Origin of the sequence: Chryseobacterium sp. T20 (genome assembly GCF_047345655.1) — a bacterium.
Taxonomy (GTDB): Bacteria; Bacteroidota; Bacteroidia; order Flavobacteriales; family Weeksellaceae; genus Chryseobacterium.
Window position 1 is genome coordinate 1 of record NZ_JBLFDU010000020.1, and the last position, 16,636, is coordinate 16,636.

19 protein-coding genes and 1 tRNA gene are annotated in these 16,636 nt (G+C 36.2%); 7 read left to right on the forward strand and 13 right to left on the reverse strand.

What is annotated here, in order from left to right; genetic code table 11:
* Together ACMA47_RS24540 and ACMA47_RS24545 are read left to right on the forward strand one after the other, a co-directional pair.
* Positions 1-75: transfer RNA gene (locus tag ACMA47_RS24540), tRNA-Val, on the forward strand.
* Between the two features lie 121 nt (positions 76-196).
* The gene (locus ACMA47_RS24545) at positions 197-1,312 is read left to right on the forward strand and encodes a hypothetical protein (RefSeq protein WP_413931908.1); all 1,116 of its coding nucleotides are present in this window, start codon (positions 197-199) and stop codon (positions 1,310-1,312) included.
* On the opposite strand, the gene ACMA47_RS24550 is transcribed toward ACMA47_RS24545, so the two are convergent.
* From ACMA47_RS24550 to ACMA47_RS24565, 4 genes are read right to left on the reverse strand one after another with little or no spacing between them, the layout of a single operon-like run.
* On the reverse strand, positions 1,302-2,231 hold the full coding sequence (locus ACMA47_RS24550; RefSeq protein ID WP_413931954.1) for a glycosyltransferase family 9 protein: 930 nt from the start codon (positions 2,229-2,231) through the stop codon (positions 1,302-1,304). The genes ACMA47_RS24545 and ACMA47_RS24550 overlap by 11 nt on opposite strands.
* Before the next feature lie 50 nt (positions 2,232-2,281).
* Positions 2,282-2,701, reverse strand: a complete 420-nt coding sequence (locus ACMA47_RS24555) for a SufE family protein (protein ID WP_079243721.1) — start codon at positions 2,699-2,701, stop codon at positions 2,282-2,284.
* 44 nt (positions 2,702-2,745) lie between these two features.
* Positions 2,746-3,843 carry a glycosyltransferase gene (locus ACMA47_RS24560; protein WP_413931909.1) on the reverse strand — a complete coding sequence of 366 codons (1,098 nt, stop codon included), beginning with the start codon at positions 3,841-3,843 and terminating at the stop codon, positions 2,746-2,748.
* On the reverse strand, positions 3,843-4,067 hold the full coding sequence (locus ACMA47_RS24565; protein WP_079243719.1) for a uroporphyrinogen decarboxylase: 225 nt from the start codon (positions 4,065-4,067) through the stop codon (positions 3,843-3,845). Before ACMA47_RS24565 ends, ACMA47_RS24560 begins: the two co-directional genes overlap by 1 nt.
* A gap of 150 nt (positions 4,068-4,217) precedes the next feature.
* On the opposite strand from ACMA47_RS24565, the gene ACMA47_RS24570 reads away from it, so the two are divergent.
* Positions 4,218-6,752 (forward strand): ATP-dependent Clp protease ATP-binding subunit, encoded by a 2,535-nt coding sequence (locus ACMA47_RS24570; protein ID WP_034694227.1) that lies wholly within the window; start codon positions 4,218-4,220, stop codon positions 6,750-6,752.
* Between the two features lie 106 nt (positions 6,753-6,858).
* Here the strand turns inward: ACMA47_RS24570 and ACMA47_RS24575 are convergent, their stop codons facing one another.
* On the reverse strand, positions 6,859-7,386 hold the full coding sequence (locus ACMA47_RS24575) for a hypothetical protein (RefSeq protein WP_413931910.1): 528 nt from the start codon (positions 7,384-7,386) through the stop codon (positions 6,859-6,861).
* Positions 7,387-7,579: 193 nt separating this feature from the next.
* Here ACMA47_RS24575 and mnmA point away from each other — a divergent pair, with 193 nt between their 5' ends.
* On the forward strand, positions 7,580-8,767 hold the full coding sequence (gene mnmA, locus ACMA47_RS24580) for a tRNA 2-thiouridine(34) synthase MnmA (protein ID WP_413931911.1): 1,188 nt from the start codon (positions 7,580-7,582) through the stop codon (positions 8,765-8,767).
* Between the two features lie 129 nt (positions 8,768-8,896).
* Entirely contained in the window at positions 8,897-9,106 is a 210-nt protein-coding gene (locus tag ACMA47_RS24585; RefSeq protein ID WP_079243716.1) for a hypothetical protein, read from the forward strand.
* Positions 9,107-9,166: 60 nt separating this feature from the next.
* Here ACMA47_RS24585 and ACMA47_RS24590 read toward each other — a convergent pair whose 3' ends face one another.
* Both ACMA47_RS24590 and ACMA47_RS24595 read right to left on the reverse strand, forming a co-directional pair.
* Complete coding sequence (locus ACMA47_RS24590; RefSeq protein ID WP_413931912.1) at positions 9,167-9,520, reverse strand: hypothetical protein; 354 nt, start codon at positions 9,518-9,520, stop codon at positions 9,167-9,169.
* A 14-nt stretch (positions 9,521-9,534) separates the two neighbouring features.
* Complete coding sequence (locus ACMA47_RS24595) at positions 9,535-10,272, reverse strand: glycine-rich domain-containing protein (RefSeq protein ID WP_413931913.1); 738 nt, start codon at positions 10,270-10,272, stop codon at positions 9,535-9,537.
* A 114-nt stretch (positions 10,273-10,386) separates the two neighbouring features.
* Between ACMA47_RS24595 and ACMA47_RS24600 the strand changes: the two genes are divergently transcribed.
* Together ACMA47_RS24600 and ACMA47_RS24605 are read left to right on the forward strand one after the other, a co-directional pair.
* Complete coding sequence (locus ACMA47_RS24600) at positions 10,387-11,283, forward strand: hypothetical protein (protein ID WP_413931914.1); 897 nt, start codon at positions 10,387-10,389, stop codon at positions 11,281-11,283.
* A gap of 198 nt (positions 11,284-11,481) precedes the next feature.
* The gene (locus ACMA47_RS24605) at positions 11,482-12,708 is read left to right on the forward strand and encodes a DUF6051 family protein (RefSeq protein ID WP_413931915.1); all 1,227 of its coding nucleotides are present in this window, start codon (positions 11,482-11,484) and stop codon (positions 12,706-12,708) included.
* Positions 12,709-12,801: 93 nt separating this feature from the next.
* On the opposite strand, the gene ACMA47_RS24610 is transcribed toward ACMA47_RS24605, so the two are convergent.
* The 6 genes from ACMA47_RS24610 to ACMA47_RS24635 form a co-directional block, all read right to left on the reverse strand.
* On the reverse strand, positions 12,802-13,545 hold the full coding sequence (locus tag ACMA47_RS24610) for a LytR/AlgR family response regulator transcription factor (protein WP_081906405.1): 744 nt from the start codon (positions 13,543-13,545) through the stop codon (positions 12,802-12,804).
* Positions 13,546-13,606: 61 nt separating this feature from the next.
* On the reverse strand, positions 13,607-13,882 hold the full coding sequence (locus tag ACMA47_RS24615) for a 2TM domain-containing protein (protein ID WP_413931916.1): 276 nt from the start codon (positions 13,880-13,882) through the stop codon (positions 13,607-13,609).
* Between the two features lie 26 nt (positions 13,883-13,908).
* Positions 13,909-14,205 carry a 2TM domain-containing protein gene (locus tag ACMA47_RS24620; protein ID WP_413931917.1) on the reverse strand — a complete coding sequence of 99 codons (297 nt, stop codon included), beginning with the start codon at positions 14,203-14,205 and terminating at the stop codon, positions 13,909-13,911.
* Between the two features lie 124 nt (positions 14,206-14,329).
* Positions 14,330-14,899 (reverse strand): methyltransferase family protein, encoded by a 570-nt coding sequence (locus tag ACMA47_RS24625; protein WP_413931918.1) that lies wholly within the window; start codon positions 14,897-14,899, stop codon positions 14,330-14,332.
* Between the two features lie 33 nt (positions 14,900-14,932).
* Entirely contained in the window at positions 14,933-15,238 is a 306-nt protein-coding gene (locus ACMA47_RS24630; RefSeq protein WP_413931919.1) for a 2TM domain-containing protein, read from the reverse strand.
* Between the two features lie 4 nt (positions 15,239-15,242).
* A complete protein-coding gene (locus ACMA47_RS24635) occupies positions 15,243-16,556 on the reverse strand; it encodes a 2TM domain-containing protein (RefSeq protein ID WP_413931920.1) in 1,314 nt (437 codons plus the stop codon).
* Between the last annotated feature and the right edge of the window lie 80 nt (positions 16,557-16,636).

Consider the following 16,636-nt stretch of genomic DNA (forward strand, 5'->3'; position numbering starts at 1 on the left):
GGGTTCTTAGCTCAGTTGGTTCAGAGCATCTGGTTTACACCCAGAGGGTCGGGGGTTCGAATCCCTCAGGACCCACAAAAAATCTCTCAGATTTCTGGGAGATTTTTTTATTTTTATCCCTAAGCAATTTATAAAGCTTCTCCTCCACTTTTCCTTATATTTATCTACCTTTGCCTGCATTTGAATTTCGCTTGCCGTGAATGAACTCCATCTCATATCATTTAATTATCCCTACCCTCCTTCTTATGGTGGGATTATTGATGTATATTATAAGATTAAAGCCTTATCTGATCTGGGAATAAAGATTCACCTTCACTGTTTTGTAGATCAAATCCCTCATAAGATTGATCCGGAAGTCAAAGAGATCACGGAAAATGTGTTTTTTTATCAAAAGAAAAAGAACCCACTCCTCTATTTTTCAGGAACACCTTTCGCAGCAGCTATCAGAAATTCTGAATCCTTACTTAAAAATCTGGAAGAGAATGAAGCTCCCATCTTATTCGAAGGCCTGCAAACAACCCATATTATACGGTTTTTGAAGGATAACAGACACAAACTCTACCTCCGTTATCACAATAACGAATCAGAGTATTATAAAGGTCTATCTGTGTCTGAGAAAAACATATTCAAAAAGATCATCTACAAAATTGAATCTTTAAAGTATTCCGGATATCAGAAAAAACTTTTAAAGAAATTTGAAGCTGTATTCTGCCTGTCTGAAAAGGAATATAATGAAGTAGAAACTTATTCGAAAAATGCGCATCTGATTCATATCTTTCACGGTAATACATCGGTAAAGGAATTGGATACAAAAGGAAAGTATTTTCTTTTTCATGGAGATCTTACCACGGCAGACAACAAAAGAGCATTGAATGATGTCATTGATTTATTTAAAACCCTTCCACAGTACAAATTAGTTGTCGCATCCGATCGCGCCAGTGAAGACATTAAAAGGAAAATTTCAGAAGTTGAAAACATCAGCCTCGCTCCTATTCAAACCACAGGAAATCTTTACCGTCTTCTGGAAGATGCTCATGGCAATATTTTGATTTCTTACCAGAATTCAGGAACAAAGGTGAAGCTGTTTAATACGCTTTATAACAGCCGTTTTGTCATTATCAACGAAAATATTACAGATGACCCTGCTTTGACGGATTTATGTCTGTTTGGATCTCATATGAATGAAATCCGCCAACAAATTATCACCTCAGCTGAGAAAGATTACAATGACACTGAAAAAAGAAAGAATATTTTAGAAAACACCCACTCTGATAAAGCCAAAGCAGAGGAAATGATCAAGATTATTTTTTAAAATTAACCCTATCTACAACACCTTGAATATTAAATTCTTCAAGGCAAGCCCAGTCGCCTCTGTAACATTCTTTATCTCCAAAAACCGAACATGGTCTGCAGCTCAGGTCTTTCACCTGAACAACATCTTCTTCACTCTGTCCGAATCCTAAAAATCCGGCATAAGGATGAGTGGCTCCCCAAATAGAAACACATCGCGTTCCTACAAGACTTGCAAGGTGCATATTGGCAGAATCCATGGATATCATCAATTCAAGCCCGGCAATATAATTGAGTTCTTCAGTAAGATTTAATGTTCCGGCAAGGTTTTTTGTATTAGGAATCTCTTCTGCCCATTTTTCAAGAGTTTCCGTTTCTTTTTTCCCTCCTCCAAAGAAATATACCGTATGCTTCTGAGCCAGAATTCTTACCAGTTCATAGGATTTTTCCAAAGGAAGCATTTTTCCTTTATGCTGGGCAAAAGGAGCAAACCCAATTCCTGATTTCTGTTCCGAAACCGGTCTTAACTGATGAGAAAGTTCAACTTTGAATCCCATTTCACGGAAAACATCAGCGTAACGTTCCACAGTTTTCTTCAGCTGTACTTTTTCCAGGTTCCAGACATCCGTAAGATGTTCTTTCTCCTCTTTACCTTTATTAATTTTGAAAACTTTAAGTCCTTTCCGTCTGTATATCCTGTCTAAAATCTTAGTCCGGATTACATCATGAAGATTGGCAACACAGTCCGGATTAAATTCACGGATCAGTTCATTGCTGAGCTTCCTCAATCCAAAAAAACCTTTGTAATCATCAAGGTCAATTCCTTTAAAAGTAACGTTGGGAATTCCTGCAAACAGAGCCTCAAAATTTTTTCTGGAAACCATAATAATTTCCACGCTGGGGTTCTGCTCCAGAAATTCTCTGAAAACAGGTACTGTCATCGCAACATCTCCGAATGCGGAAAAACGATATGCTAAAATTCTGGTCACGGTTATGATTTCAGTTGGTAAGCAACTGCATAAAACTTGATCTGTTTTGTCATCGCCATCAGTCCGTTCGCTCTGGAAGGTGAAAGGAATTCCTGTAGTCCTATTTCTGCAATAAAATCAAAATCAGAATCCAGAATTTCCTGAGTGGAATGTCCACTGTAAATACTTACTAAAAGAGAAACGATCCCTTTTGGTAGAATACCATCAGAATCTGCATTAAAGAAAAGTTTCCCGTCTTTAAATTCAGCATCAATCCAAACTTTGCTCTGGCAGCCTTTAATCAGATTTTCTTCTGTTTTCTTATCTTCAGCCAAGCCTTTCAGTTCTTTTCCAAGATCAATGATGTATTCATACTTTTGCTCCCAATCGTCAAGAAAAGCGAACTCATCTATTATTTCCTGCTGTTTTTCTTTAATGGTCATTTTAAATCAAATTTCTTTTGCAAAGATAACCAATTTTGTAAAAATTATTTACGTGATGCTTTTTCAAAAAGTTGAAGGATTTTTGTTTCTTCATTTTCCCAGCAAAAAACATCTGCTGCCTTATTTAATTCGTTCTGATAATGCTGTCTTCCTTTTTGAAGAACAAGATTTATTGCTTTCTCAATGGTTTCAGGCTGGTGATCCGGAATTATTTCTCCTACATCAAATTGATTTTTTATCCTTTGCATCTCCGGAAAATTAATCATCACAAGCGGTACTCTGGACTGAATATAGTCACAAACTTTATTAGGAAGCGAATAATAGTAGCTTACCCCATTGTTTTCTTCAAGACTGAATCCTGCATCTGCCGTTTTGGTTATTTCCCTGAGGTTTTCCGGTTTCAGTTTACCCAGGAAAAAGACTTTATCCTTAAGCTTTTCCTGAATAACAAGCTCTTCATATTCCTTTTTCTTCGGCCCGTCACCAGCTATTTTCAGGATAGCATCTTTAATATGATGCATGGCGACAATCATCTTTTCTATTCCTCTGGATTGATTGATCGCTCCCTGATACAGAATAATTTTAGGATGATTTTCAGGAATTTCCGGTGCAGAAAGAATTTTTCTCGGAATATTTCTTACCACTACCGGATTCACATTATATTGCTTATGAAACCACTCAGCATAGCTTTCACTTTCTGTCATCATCAGTTCCATGTGAGGAACCAACTTTCTTTCAAGCACTCTCCAGAATTTCTGGGAAAACCTGTTTTGAACCGATGGCATTTCGGTGAAAATTTCATGACTGTCAAAGACTAAAGGAATGTTCAGTTTTCTGGCAATGAGATAATTTGGCAGAAGTGCATCGATGTCATTGGCATGAAGGATAGTATCTTTGTCCGCTTTTTTCTTCAGTTCTTTGTATAATTTCCAATTGAACTCAAAATAAGCAGTTTTTAAACTTTTAGATTGTAATCCTATTCTGGAAAAGGGATAAGGGCGCTCCATTTTTTCATTCCCTTCCCAGTCGTTACCGATCAATTCTATGGAATATCCGTTATCAAAAAGGGTTTTGCACACCTTTTCTATCCGTTGGTCAGTATACAGATTACTAAAAGCAGAAGTAATTATTTTTTTCCTCATCAACTCTTCTTACCTAGTATTAAATGATAGATCTGAATGAAGCAGATTAATCCGTTTGGAATAATTACCGGCCAAAGCGGTCCGCTAAAAAAGCCATAAATGACAAAACAGATACAGCCAATCATATTGACAATTCTAATTTTTCTTACATCTTTCAGTATGAAACTCAATACGATAAAAAGAGAAGCAGAATAGCCGATGTATGTGGTAAGTTCAGGATTCATGGGGAAAATTTAAGGTTACAAACTTAATCATTTTCAATAAGATAATAAATTTTTTTCTGCCATAAAGTCATTAATTGATTTTTGGTAAAATATTTGTAATTTAGATAATGAATAAAAGGTAATGTTGCCTTTGTTCTAATGAGATATATTATGGATTATAAGTTTTCACAAGGTTTGAGCCAGGTGTTCAAACAAAGCAAAAGCGAAGCTAAAAGGCTGAAAAGTGAATTTCTTAATACAGAACATCTACTTTTAGGTATTATAAAAACGGAAAACTCTGCAAAAGAAATCCTTCAAAACCTTAATGCGGATTTAACACAAATCAGAAGAAAAATTGAAACTTTAAATACAGCAAGTCTTAATCCTATTTCTGAAGAGGTTACCAATATTTCTTTCACTAAGATGGCAGACCATGCCATTAAACGTGCAGAGTTAGAATGCCGTCAATATAAAAGCAATGAAATTAATACCGTTCACCTGCTTTTAGGTATTCTTTATAAATATGAAGATCCTACTTCAAATATTCTGGGAGCTTATGACATCGACTACGAAGGAGTTTCAAGAGAATACCAGACTATGCTTAAAAATTCAGGGCAGTCTCCTCAGATGAGTGCTTACGATGATGATGATGAGAGAGAAGAATTTGAGCAAATGAGAAAGCCTACAGGAAATCTAGGTTCTGCAAAAAGTAAAACGCCTACATTGGATAACTTTGGTAGAGACCTTACTTCTTTGGCAAGGGATGGAAAACTAGACCCAGTAATCGGTCGTGAAAAAGAAATTGAGAGAGTTTCTCAGATCTTATCACGTAGAAAGAAAAACAACCCGCTTCTTATCGGGGAGCCTGGAGTTGGTAAATCTGCCATTGCTGAAGGGTTAGCACTAAGAATTCAACAGAAAAAAGTGTCGAGAGTTCTTTACGGAAAACGTGTGATCACTTTAGACCTGGCAAGTTTAGTTGCCGGAACTAAGTACCGTGGTCAGTTTGAGGAAAGAATGAAGGCGATTATGACAGAGCTGGAGAAAAACAGAGATGTCATCCTATTTATTGATGAGCTTCATACGATTGTAGGAGCAGGAAGTTCTACGGGAAGTTTAGATGCTTCCAATATGTTCAAACCGGCTTTGGCAAGAGGTGAAATTCAATGCATCGGGGCAACGACCCTGGATGAATACCGTCAGTATATTGAAAAAGACGGAGCTTTAGAAAGAAGATTCCAGAAAGTAATGGTGGAACCTACTTCTATTGATGAAACTGTTCAGATCTTGAATCAGATCAAAGATAAATATGAGGAACATCATAATGTAATCTATACTCCGGAAGCGATTCTGGCTTGTGTCAATTTGACATCGAGATATATTACAGACCGTTTCTTACCGGACAAAGCAATCGATGCAATGGACGAAGCCGGATCCCGTGTTTATATCAAAAACATGAAAGTTCCTACAGAAATCATTGATTTTGAAAAGAAAATTGAAGATATCAAAGAACTGAAACAGAAGGCTGTAAAAGCTCAGGACTACCTTGAAGCAAGAAAGCTGAAAGATGAAGAAGAACGTCTTCAGATGGAACTGAATGCTGCTCAGGAAAAATGGGACAAAGATGTAAAAGAGAAAAAAGAAACCGTAACGGAAGAAAATGTAGCGGAAGTGGTTTCTATGATGAGTGGTGTTCCGGTAACGAAAGTTGGTAAGAACGAGCTTGACAAACTGGCCCAGATGGATGAGAAACTGAACGGAAAAGTAATCGGTCAGGAAGATGCTGTGAAGAAAGTTGTTAAAGCTATTCAAAGAAACAGAGCTGGTCTTAAAGATCCTAACCGTCCAATTGGTACCTTTATTTTCCTTGGAACAACCGGGGTTGGTAAAACCGAATTGGCGAAGGTAATGGCAAGAGAACTTTTCGAATCCGATGAATCTCTGATCAGAATTGACATGAGTGAATACATGGAGAAATTTGCGGTTTCAAGACTAGTAGGTGCGCCTCCGGGATACGTAGGATACGAAGAAGGTGGTCAGCTGACAGAAGCAGTAAGAAGAAAGCCTTATGCAGTGGTTCTTTTGGATGAGATTGAAAAAGCTCACCCGGATGTATTCAATATTCTGTTGCAGATTTTGGATGAAGGACACGTTACAGACAGCTTAGGAAGAAAAATTGATTTTAGAAATACCATCATTATTCTTACTTCAAACATCGGAACAAGAGATCTTAAAGACTTTGGAGATGGTGTAGGATTCGGAACTTCTGCGAAGAAAACCACTTCAGACTCTAGAGCAAGAAGTACCATTGAAAATGCACTTAAGAAAGCATTTGCACCGGAATTCTTAAACAGAATTGATGACATTGTGATCTTCAACTCTCTTGTACAGGATGATATCAAGAAAATCATTGATATTGAACTGAACAAACTTTATGGCAGACTTGAAAAATTAGGATATAAAGTAGATCTTACTGAAGAAGCAAAAGACTTTATTTCTGAAAAAGGATGGGATAAAGATTTCGGAGCAAGACCATTGAAACGTGCGATCCAGAAGTATATTGAAGATTTATTGGCAGAAATGCTGGTAAACAAGCAATTGAACGAAGGAGAAACCGTAGTTCTTGACCTTAATGAGGCAAAAGACGGACTGATCGGGAAAACACAGAAAGCTAAGAAATCAGCTGAAAAGTCTTCTCAATCTTAATTAAATAAATAATTTAATTTCAAATAAAAAATCCCCGGGAAACTTCCCGGGGATTTTTGTTTTTATACGTTTGGGCAAAAGCCCCTTTCTATTGATAAATTAAATATTAAAGTCCTACCACAAAACCAATATTCGGGATCAGACCGCTTGAAAATACACTGGAATTCTGTTTCCAAAGCACATTATACATTAAACCCAGCTGCATAAAAGAATTATTCCCGATTCGCTGCATATAACCTCCTCCAAGATACAGAGTATTTTCTTCTGTATTATATTTATAGTCGTAATATTTATCCTTGTAATCAACAAAATAATGCTGGTAGTTGGCTCCCACGTAAAACGATCTGGCAAAATAATAATTCACAAAAGGCCCTACTCCAAACATGGTAGATTTATAATAATCAGAAGTCTGCCACGAAACACTTCCTATTACTCCGCCTTCAAAATCATTTGTAAATCTGTATCCTACTCTTGGAGATGCAGACAGATTAAAGGCGCTGTTACTTCCAAATCCTAATCCAATGCCTCCTCCAAAAGTCCACTTGCTGTTTTCCTGTACGGGTGCTCCTACTGAAATTTGGGAAAAAACTGGTCCTGAAGATATCAGCATCATAGAAATAATAAACTTTTTCATATGTTATATTTTTGGTCTTACAATTATATTCTCATCTGTTTCCGTCTGCAGAGAGGTTGATAAAAAGACAGCATAAAGCTCTATCGTTTTTATCAATGTTTAAAATTATGGTTTTTTTACGAATTTATTTAGTTGTATTTTTGCCGCATCAAACTAAGAACTCCCGTTAAGAGTTTCGTAAAATTGAAATACAATGAAAATAGTAGTAGGCCTCTCCGGAGGTGTAGATTCTAGTGTTACAGCGTATTTGCTGCAACAGCAAGGCCATGAGGTAGTGGCTTTATTCATGAGAAACTGGAACGATGCTTCCGTAACACTTGAAGATGAATGTCCCTGGATTGAGGACAGTAATGATGCCCTTATGGTGGCACAAAAGCTTGGAATTCCTTTCCAGGTGATAGACATGAGTGAACTTTACAAGGAACGTATCGTTGACTATATGTTTGCCGAATATGAAAAAGGCAGAACTCCCAACCCTGATGTATTGTGTAACAGAGAAGTAAAATTCGATGTTTTTATGAAGACTGCCATGTCTTTGGGAGCTGATAAAGTAGCGACAGGACATTATGCAAGGGTAAATTCTACTTTTGATGAAAACGGTAAAGAAATTTTCCATCTTCTGGCCGGAAAAGATAATAATAAGGATCAGTCTTACTTCCTTTGCCAGCTAAGCCAGGATCAGCTTTCAAAAGCTTTATTTCCTATCGGAGAACTTACAAAACCTCAGGTAAGAGAAATTGCGAAAGAAATCGGACTGGTAACGGCAGATAAAAAAGATTCTCAGGGGTTATGTTTTATCGGAAAAGTAAGCCTTCCACAGTTTTTACAGCAGCAATTGAAACCTAATGAAGGGGAAATTGTAGAAATTTTCAAAGATTCTCCTTTATTTTCGGAAGAAAAACCTGAATTCTCTTCCAAAGAAGAGGAACTTGAGTTTTTATCCAGAAAAATCCATTATAAAAAATCTGACGGAAAAGTAATCGGGAAACATCAGGGAGCCCAGTTTTTCACGATCGGACAAAGTAAAGGACTTGGTATAGGCGGTCACAAAGAAAGCTGTTTTATCATCTCCAGAGATATGGAAAACAACATCCTTTTCGTAGGAGAAGGAAGCCATTTCCCGGGACTTCATAAAAAAGCGCTGAAAATTGATAATTCTGAGCTGCACTGGGTGCGTGAGGATTTGAGACTTCAGAACGGAGGATCTATGGAAGTAATGGCCAGATTCAGATACAGACAGCCTTTGCAGAAAGCAACGTTATATCAGTTTGAAAATGCTTTTTATATTGAATTTGATGAGCTTCAGTCTGCTATTGCTGAGGGACAGTTTGCTTCATGGTATATTGATGAGGAGCTGATCGGCAGCGGTGTGATTTCTTAAGAGTTTTTGAGATTCGGGGTTCGGGTAGTTGAGATTGTTTTTTTAAAGAAAATATTTTTTTTGAAATTTTTCTGTAACGTTTTTTAAGTTGTCATACTTACTGAGTAAATAACAATAAAAAATACTACTATGAAAACATCTACAAAAAACCAGTACGCTTATGTAAACAATATTCTGATTGCTGTTGTATCCTCTATTTTCGGTTATAATCTTTATCAGGCCATTGTACATCCGGAAAATTCCAATATCGCGATCAGTCTTATTTTAGTCGTTCTGACTTCCGTTATGGTTCGAAAATATGGCTATCAGCCCGTAAAAGAAAAAAAGAAAGATATTTAATATCAACAACACATGATAAAGCCCGGAACATTTTGTTTCGGGTTTGTTTTTTATACAGGTTTATGTATTCATCTTTTTATTGATATGATTAAGACTAAAAACCAATATTACAATACTTTCCACAATTAAAATCATGATCAAAAAGCCTATTGGTTTTCCCAACATAATTCCTCTGACCAGTTTTATTATTCCCAACAAGAAAATAAACCCTGCGAAATAAAATGTCGTTCCCGAAATGGTTTCTTTCAAAGAATTTAGCATGAAAATCGAAGCATAAAATCCCAGAACCAGGATGAGATAGAATCTCAGAAAGTCCGGACCTTTAAGAATAATCGGATTAAATGTCTGATGGACTGCCATAAGCCATATAAGGCTTATCACTATTGGCAGTGAATGAGTGATGAGTTTTTTCATAATGATTCATTTTATTATCCGCCACAGCCTCCGCAGCCCCCACAACCTCCGCAGCCGCCTCCACAACCGCCCCCACCGCTGCAGCTTGATCCGCCACAACTTCCTCCGTCATTGTTTTGCTTATCTTTTCTGTTGGGGTCAGAAACCTCCTGATCTCCTATGATTGAAACGATACTTCCCAGAATGAAAATAATCCCAAATACTACTCCAGTAACCATTAACCCTGAAAAGTTATCTCCTTCTGTACACGAAAATAAAAGCAGTAACACAAATATGGGAGCAAAGAAGGCCATTTTTCTCAGCCAGGATTGTACTTTTGATTTTTTCCTACTCTCTCTCCAGATTTCTTCAGGTGCTTCTTGCTGGAAAATCTGCCGATAACTTGTTAAAGTATCTTCAAACCAGTTCTGATGTTTTTCTTTTTCCGCATAACCACCTTTGGATGGATGATGATGAAGCGGTCTTTTTAAAATATGCGGACAGAATTCCTCCCAATAATTCTGCGTATAAATCAGATGCATATGCCAAACCTTGTCAACGATGTTACTTGGAGAAGCTCCATGGGGAAGAATACAGCAGAGATACACAAACTTTTTGTACTCTTCAATTGCTTTTTTGGCAAAATCAAGACTCCAGCGTTCTTCTTTCGCCAGCTTTTTTGAAAAAGGGAAATCAACTCCCGGAGCATCCAGCGAGAATGTCTGTATCCGGCTCCAAAGGGACTCATCTTTTAATAGCATTTTTGTTTCCATTGTTTTAAATTTTGTTTTTCTATTCAAATATCAATGGATTATACAATATAAAAGTCTTTCAAAAGTCTTTTTTGGTTTGATAAAAATCTTAAATTAGTCTTATAAATAAACACCATGAAAAAGGAAGATATTCTGCATCTTGAGAAACTGATGAATTTCTTAAGCCGGCAATTTTTAAAGAAAAACCATTGGGAAGATGTCACCAAAACTGAATGGTCTTATATAAGTGCAGAACTGAACGATCTGATTATCAGTGACCATTCTGAAAAACAGATCAAAAAAGAACCCGATATTCTGGGAATGAATTATCTGTATGAGCACCTGATCATCAATAAACTGAAAAAATTCAGACAGAATGAAAATGCTATTTTAAGCAGACCTAACCTTGCCAAACTGAGTTTAATTGTCAAAGTTTTGGGGTATTCCAATTACATAGATTTCATAAATTCAAATACGGAAGCTTTCAATTTTAATGATCTGAGGATTGATATGAATAATGTGAATCTGAATACCGCACTTTTAGACCGTTTAGTAGGTTGCTGGTATTCTTATAACAGAAATCTACCCGACAATCCTTTGATGGCAAAAGAAGACCGCATATGGCGCTCTGCGATGGAAATTTATAAGTCTGAAACCACAGGAGAATATTTTATTGAAAGAAGCGGTGGTGATCATCACAAATATTATGGAAAAGTAACCGCTTATTCTGATTATGTTTTCATCATCATGAACAGCAATACTTTTATCCGTCAGAGACATTTCATTTCAAGGATAAAGGATATTAAAGAAAAACTTAAGAACCCGGACTATAAGCTCCACGAAATCCACTTCATAAGCACCTGCATTAGCTTCAATCAGGAGCCGATTGCTTTGTTTGAAATCTTCAGAAAAGCGGACAGAAAAACCTTTATTTCTGATTCAATCAGTTTTCCCATAGACAGTGACGAAATACCTGAATCAATTGTTAAACAACTTGAAGACACCGAATCTAACAGAATAGATTACAGATAGTTAATTATCAGATAAAAAAAACAATTCAACAATAAACATCATCATCAATCTCTATATCACAGCCCCGGAATAAGACTGTTTCGGGGTTTATGTATTTCTCTTATGCCAGGAATATATTTAACCCTTAAAAATCAATTCATTACCGCAATAATTCTCTAACTTGATGGTTCTAAATATGAACCCTTCAATCGTCTTGCTATGGAATATTATGAATTGTATGAAGTTTTGAAAAATCATTTTGATTCCGGAAAAGACAGGGTTGAAATTAAAGAATTGAATGTAACCTTTGAATCAATTCCTTTTGAATCTAAGGTTTGTGACCTGCTTTATGGCTCAGAAAATCAACATTGCAACAAACATCAGCAAACACTTGAAATCAACAAAAATGGTTATCTCTTGTACGACCAACCCGCTGTAGACATCAAAGATTCTGATATTGAATGTAATAAAAGATTTGAATATCATATCCTGAAGCGGGCAGATATAGAAACAGCCGAAGGAGCTTTGTTTTTCTTTCATGGACTGAATGAAAAGAAATGGGATAAATATCTGCCATGGGCCTATGAATTGGCTCAAAGAACACAAAAAGCTATCATTTTGTTCCCTATTGCATTTCATATGGATCGTGCAGAACCTATCTGGAGTGACCGCCATCACATGATGGAAGTTGTCAACTTCAGGAAGAAAAAGTATCCGGAAAACATGAATTACTCTTATGTGAATGCTGCCATAAGTTCCAGACTGGAAGCGCATCCTCAAAGAATTTTCTGGTCCGGCCTCCAAACCTATTCTGATATCACAGAAGTGGTAAAGGACATTAAAAAGGGTAAAATCAAGAGTATTTCTCCAGAAGCAAATCTGGATTTATTTGGGTATTCTATAGGATCATTTCTTGCTTTAATTATCAAGATGGCTGATCCCCATCATTATTTTACCCGATCAAAAATATTTTGTTTTTGTGGTGGAATGACGATCGACAGGATGTTTCCTATATCCAAATATATCATGGATACTCAGGCCACTGTGAAAATGCAGTCTGTTTTTACGGAATTATTAAGCTCGGATTTTAAATCGGATCCACGTCTGAAACATTATCAGAATGAAGCATTGCATCCACAGGAAAGTTGGTTCAAGAAAATGCTCCGCTACAATTATTTTCAGAAGGAAAGAGAGGAAAGAATTCAGGAAATCCAATCTCAGATCAAAGCTTATGTTTTGGAAAAAGACAGTGTTGCGCCTCCGATAGAAGCATTAAATACACTGCAGGGCGGCTACAGGAATATCAATGTAGGCATTGAAATCAAAGATTTCCCATTTGAATATTCTCATATGGTGCCATTTCCGCTTACCCTTAAGCATTCAAAAGAAGTCACAAAAGCTTTTCACGAGTTTATACAATCCGCCAGTAATTTCTATAATTCCTGATGATGGATTTTTCAGGGATAAAATAGGGTCAGGAATAGTTTAAAGAATAATAATATAAGATCCATGGTGTTTGTTTTTTTAAGTTAATCTTTATCAACTGACCAGCCAGTCTTTAAAATCCTTCACACGATCTCTGCTGACCGTTATTTCCTCTTCAGGCTGAAACTCAAGGTCCACTTTGTAGTAGGGTGAAGTATGGATGTTTTTGATATAATCTGAACTGATAATAAACTGTCTGTTCACCCGGAAAAACTTTTTTGTATCCAGAACATCTTCCAGCTCATCAAGCGTAAAATCTGATGGATAAGTACGGTCTTCTGTCTGAAGATAAACGATTTTATTCTCACTGAAAAAGCAGCTTATTTCGTGGGTCTGAATAATCTTAAGGTTGTAGCCTATTTTTACCAGCACTCTGGAAAGGGTAGATTTTTCTTTTCGGATCAGCTGTTTAATATCCTGAGAACCATTGGTGTCATTGGCAGGAATAAAGGATTTAAATTTCTCTACTGCTCCTTCCAGGTCTTCATCCAGAATAGGTTTTAAAAGATAATCAATGCTGTTCAGCTTAAAAGCTTTCAGGGTGTACTGATCAAAGGCTGTCGTATAAATAATGAAACCTTTGGTAGGTGCTTTTTCAAAAATATCAAAAGACAATCCGTCACCCAAAACAATATCTGAGAAGATCAGCTGCGGATGTTCGTTTTCAGAAAACCAGGCAACACCTTCTTCCACTGATTCTATTTTGGCAACTATCTCTATTTCAGGAAAGTTATTCAACATTCTTTCTAATTTCCTTGAAGCAGGTTTTTCGTCTTCTATGATGACAGTTTTGATCATTGATCTTTAATTTTAGTTTTCAGATTATCGGGAAATAAAGTTAGATAAAAGCTAACAAATTTTAATAATCTATTCGCTTTTTCTCTTTTTTAAGTTCTTTTTCAATCATATCTCTTTCCCATTCGGAATCAAAAAGAAACAGTTTTGCAGCTTTTACAAGAATGATAAATGCCCAAATTCCAAGGATGGTATATCTGTCAAACCAATGAAAGCTCATCATCTTTTCACCAAAAATATCATCAGGAATGATTAGAACGGCAAATAGGGCAAATATAAAAAGGCTTTTATAGAATTTTCTGATGCTGTTGGTTCTTGTGTGGGCAGTTTCGTAATTCATGATGTTCTAAGTTTTTAAGTTATCGTTTATAGTGTTTTTATTTTCTGTTTTTCATCCTTCTCCATCAGTTCTTTTATTTTTCTTTCTTCCCAGCTTTTACCAATTCCAAATACACTGATGGCATGAAATGCAATTCCTACTCCCCATCCCAGTGCAGGCCATAAAAACCATAAATATCCGGGAGCAGTTATAATGTTAAGTATTGCTAAAAAAGGAATAATGATACAGTAAGAGGTAAGATTTCCATAAAATTCTTTCAGGTCTTTCACTCTTTTTGAAGCTTTTTTGTAAGCAATTGTTTCTTTGTCCGGTAAAATTTCCATAATGTTTTGTTTTTAAAGGTTAATTTGTTTTTTCTTGAGTCAAAGGTAGATCAGAAAACACCCTTCAATCAATTTTATATTACCGAATGGTAGATTATGCTATCTGAACTGTAAAAACCTGTCATTAATAGATAAACGGGATTAATTTCTTTGTGCTTTTTCTATATTCAATATACTCATCCCCAAATTGTTCTATCAAGGCCTGTTCTTCAATTTTAATCCTATAGGCAAAGGCTAAAAACGGAGGTACAAAAGCAAAAATCAATGACAACCAGTTATTTAAATACAAACCAAGACCAAGAGAAGTCAGCAGGGAAAAAGCATAGGAAGGATGTCTCAGGTATTTATAAAACCCTTCTTTTTTGATTTTATGATCCTGTCTGATGGTAACATCTACTGTAAAATATTTCCCCAAAGATCTGATAATCAAATACCTGACAATAACCCCAATAAGAATAAAAAGTTCACCCAGATAAAGAATCCAGACACCATCAGCTATCGGAAAATGAAAGCTATAAGACATGAATATTGCGCTTACAATGGAAAAAGGAATGGCCAGCCATAAAATATTCAGCGTAGATTTATCCTTGTTTTTTTGGTCTTCTTTACCGGACTTCAGCATGTTCTTGTAAAGGAATTCCGTGAGAAACCAAGCGGCCATGGAAATGTAGAATAGCGTTGATAAGGTATTCATTGTAAAGAATTTTTTTAGATTAAAATTTCCTTTTTAGTGATCTTTCTGTTTATCCATCAGTTCCTTGATCTTCTTATCTTCCCATTTTTTGATAAAATTAACACGGGGCAGAAAAACGGTAACCGCATGTGCTGCAAGTCCTATTCCCCAGAAAGTTGCTGTGAAAAAGTTTTTGAATTGAAAATAACTTTCACCAGGTTTCAGGTGCATACAATTATAGACAACAATCAGAGCATTCACTGCGATATAAGCGAATAAATGTCCGTAAAAACCTCTTAATCTTTCTACCTGCCTTCTTGCCCGTTGATATTCAATATTGTTTTCGTCAAATGTTCCCATGGTTCTATTTTTTTTGTTTGTTCATAATTTCACGAATCTTCTTTTCCTGCCAGGATTCTCCTACCCCAAACACCTGAAAGGCATGAGAAGCAACGCCTATTCCCCATCCCAGTACAGGAAACCAGAACCAGTGATTTCTGCTGCTCGTAAAAAGATTAATAAAGATTAAAAAGGCACTTACGGTACAGTAAGAAATAAGGTTCATATAAAAACTCTTAATCTCCTTTACTCTCTTTTGTGCCCGTTGGTAGGCCGCAGAATCATCTTCAGGTTTCGAGGTGGAAACTTGTGGTTTAGCCATCAGCATAGGAAGTTTTACTTTAAAATGATCTTCGGATTTTTCTATGAATACATTTCGCTCTGTAAGAAGGGAATAACGCTGTACAATATTAGCAAGACCAATTCCCGAGCTTTCTTTGATCTGTTCTCTTACCTGAAGATTATTTTCAATGCAGAGGGTATTTCCGTCTGAAAAAATTCTGATGATTAAAGGTTTTGATGATGTGGCAAAATTATGCTTGATACAGTTCTCCAGTAATAGCTGTAAAGCCAATGGAACTACAAATTTCTGATAGTCCTCTTTAGCAACATCAAAGGTAAAATCCACACTGTCTTCAAATCTCGTTTTTAAAAGTTCACAATAGGTTTTTGCAAATTCTATCTCATCTTCCACTGTTACCAGTTCTTTATCTTTTTGTTCAAGTACATATCGGTAAATCTTTGACATTGAAGCAGTAAACTTTTGTGCCTGTCTTGGGTTTTCATCAATCAGCGAGCTTAAAACATTTAAAGAATTGAAAAGGAAATGTGGATCCAGCTGATTCTTTAAACTTTCAAACTGGGCATTTGCAGATTTGGCGATAAGCTTCTGTTCCACCACTTCTTTTCTGGAAGTTTTCTTCAGCTCTTCCATGAAGCTTCTGGCATGAAGGAAAGCAGATATCAACAACGCGATATTGATGGTAAACCAATTGAGAAAATTATATTTTCCAAGAAAAAACTCTTCTGTAGTAGCCGCTTTTTGAATCAGTACAAAATTGACATAATTGCAAAAATAGACCAGCACAAAATTGGCGACAATAATTGAAATTATACTGATAACTGCTCTTTTGGTTGTAGCCTCCGACCATGGGATTTTTTTATTCAGAAAACTGTTAAGCATTCCGTTTCCTCCTCCTAATACAAAAGAATAAATAAAAGAGATAAGCAGGGTATATAAAAAGTTTTCAAGATTCTTTTCTTCTGTAAAGACAAAAAAGAAAAACATGGAGACTGCAAGTGATACCCAGAATAGTACGATAAAGTTTTTCCGTTTCATGATCTGTTTTCTTGACTCAAAATTAGTTTTTATTAAAGGTATCAAAAATTAATTGTTACCGAAGGGCTGATTTTTCTTTC

What these genes read in the sequence shown, in the direction of transcription:
- ACMA47_RS24550 (WP_413931954.1), bottom strand. Translation starts at nt 2,231, where the DNA reads ATGACAGTACCTGTTTTCAGAGAATTTCTGGAGCAGAACCCCAGCGTG.
- ACMA47_RS24555 (WP_079243721.1), bottom strand. Translation starts at nt 2,701, where the DNA reads ATGACCATTAAAGAAAAACAGCAGGAAATAATAGATGAGTTCGCTTTT.
- ACMA47_RS24560 (WP_413931909.1), bottom strand. Translation starts at nt 3,843, where the DNA reads ATGAGGAAAAAAATAATTACTTCTGCTTTTAGTAATCTGTATACTGAC.
- ACMA47_RS24565 (WP_079243719.1), bottom strand. Translation starts at nt 4,067, where the DNA reads ATGAATCCTGAACTTACCACATACATCGGCTATTCTGCTTCTCTTTTT.
- ACMA47_RS24570 (WP_034694227.1), top strand. Translation starts at nt 4,218, where the DNA reads ATGGATTATAAGTTTTCACAAGGTTTGAGCCAGGTGTTCAAACAAAGC.
- ACMA47_RS24575 (WP_413931910.1), bottom strand. Translation starts at nt 7,386, where the DNA reads ATGAAAAAGTTTATTATTTCTATGATGCTGATATCTTCAGGACCAGTT.
- mnmA (WP_413931911.1), top strand. Translation starts at nt 7,580, where the DNA reads ATGAAAATAGTAGTAGGCCTCTCCGGAGGTGTAGATTCTAGTGTTACA.
- ACMA47_RS24585 (WP_079243716.1), top strand. Translation starts at nt 8,897, where the DNA reads ATGAAAACATCTACAAAAAACCAGTACGCTTATGTAAACAATATTCTG.
- ACMA47_RS24590 (WP_413931912.1), bottom strand. Translation starts at nt 9,520, where the DNA reads ATGAAAAAACTCATCACTCATTCACTGCCAATAGTGATAAGCCTTATA.
- ACMA47_RS24595 (WP_413931913.1), bottom strand. Translation starts at nt 10,272, where the DNA reads ATGGAAACAAAAATGCTATTAAAAGATGAGTCCCTTTGGAGCCGGATA.
- ACMA47_RS24600 (WP_413931914.1), top strand. Translation starts at nt 10,387, where the DNA reads ATGAAAAAGGAAGATATTCTGCATCTTGAGAAACTGATGAATTTCTTA.
- ACMA47_RS24605 (WP_413931915.1), top strand. Translation starts at nt 11,482, where the DNA reads ATGGAATATTATGAATTGTATGAAGTTTTGAAAAATCATTTTGATTCC.
- ACMA47_RS24610 (WP_081906405.1), bottom strand. Translation starts at nt 13,545, where the DNA reads ATGATCAAAACTGTCATCATAGAAGACGAAAAACCTGCTTCAAGGAAA.
- ACMA47_RS24615 (WP_413931916.1), bottom strand. Translation starts at nt 13,882, where the DNA reads ATGAATTACGAAACTGCCCACACAAGAACCAACAGCATCAGAAAATTC.
- ACMA47_RS24620 (WP_413931917.1), bottom strand. Translation starts at nt 14,205, where the DNA reads ATGGAAATTTTACCGGACAAAGAAACAATTGCTTACAAAAAAGCTTCA.
- ACMA47_RS24625 (WP_413931918.1), bottom strand. Translation starts at nt 14,899, where the DNA reads ATGAATACCTTATCAACGCTATTCTACATTTCCATGGCCGCTTGGTTT.
- ACMA47_RS24630 (WP_413931919.1), bottom strand. Translation starts at nt 15,238, where the DNA reads ATGGGAACATTTGACGAAAACAATATTGAATATCAACGGGCAAGAAGG.
- ACMA47_RS24635 (WP_413931920.1), bottom strand. Translation starts at nt 16,556, where the DNA reads ATGAAACGGAAAAACTTTATCGTACTATTCTGGGTATCACTTGCAGTC.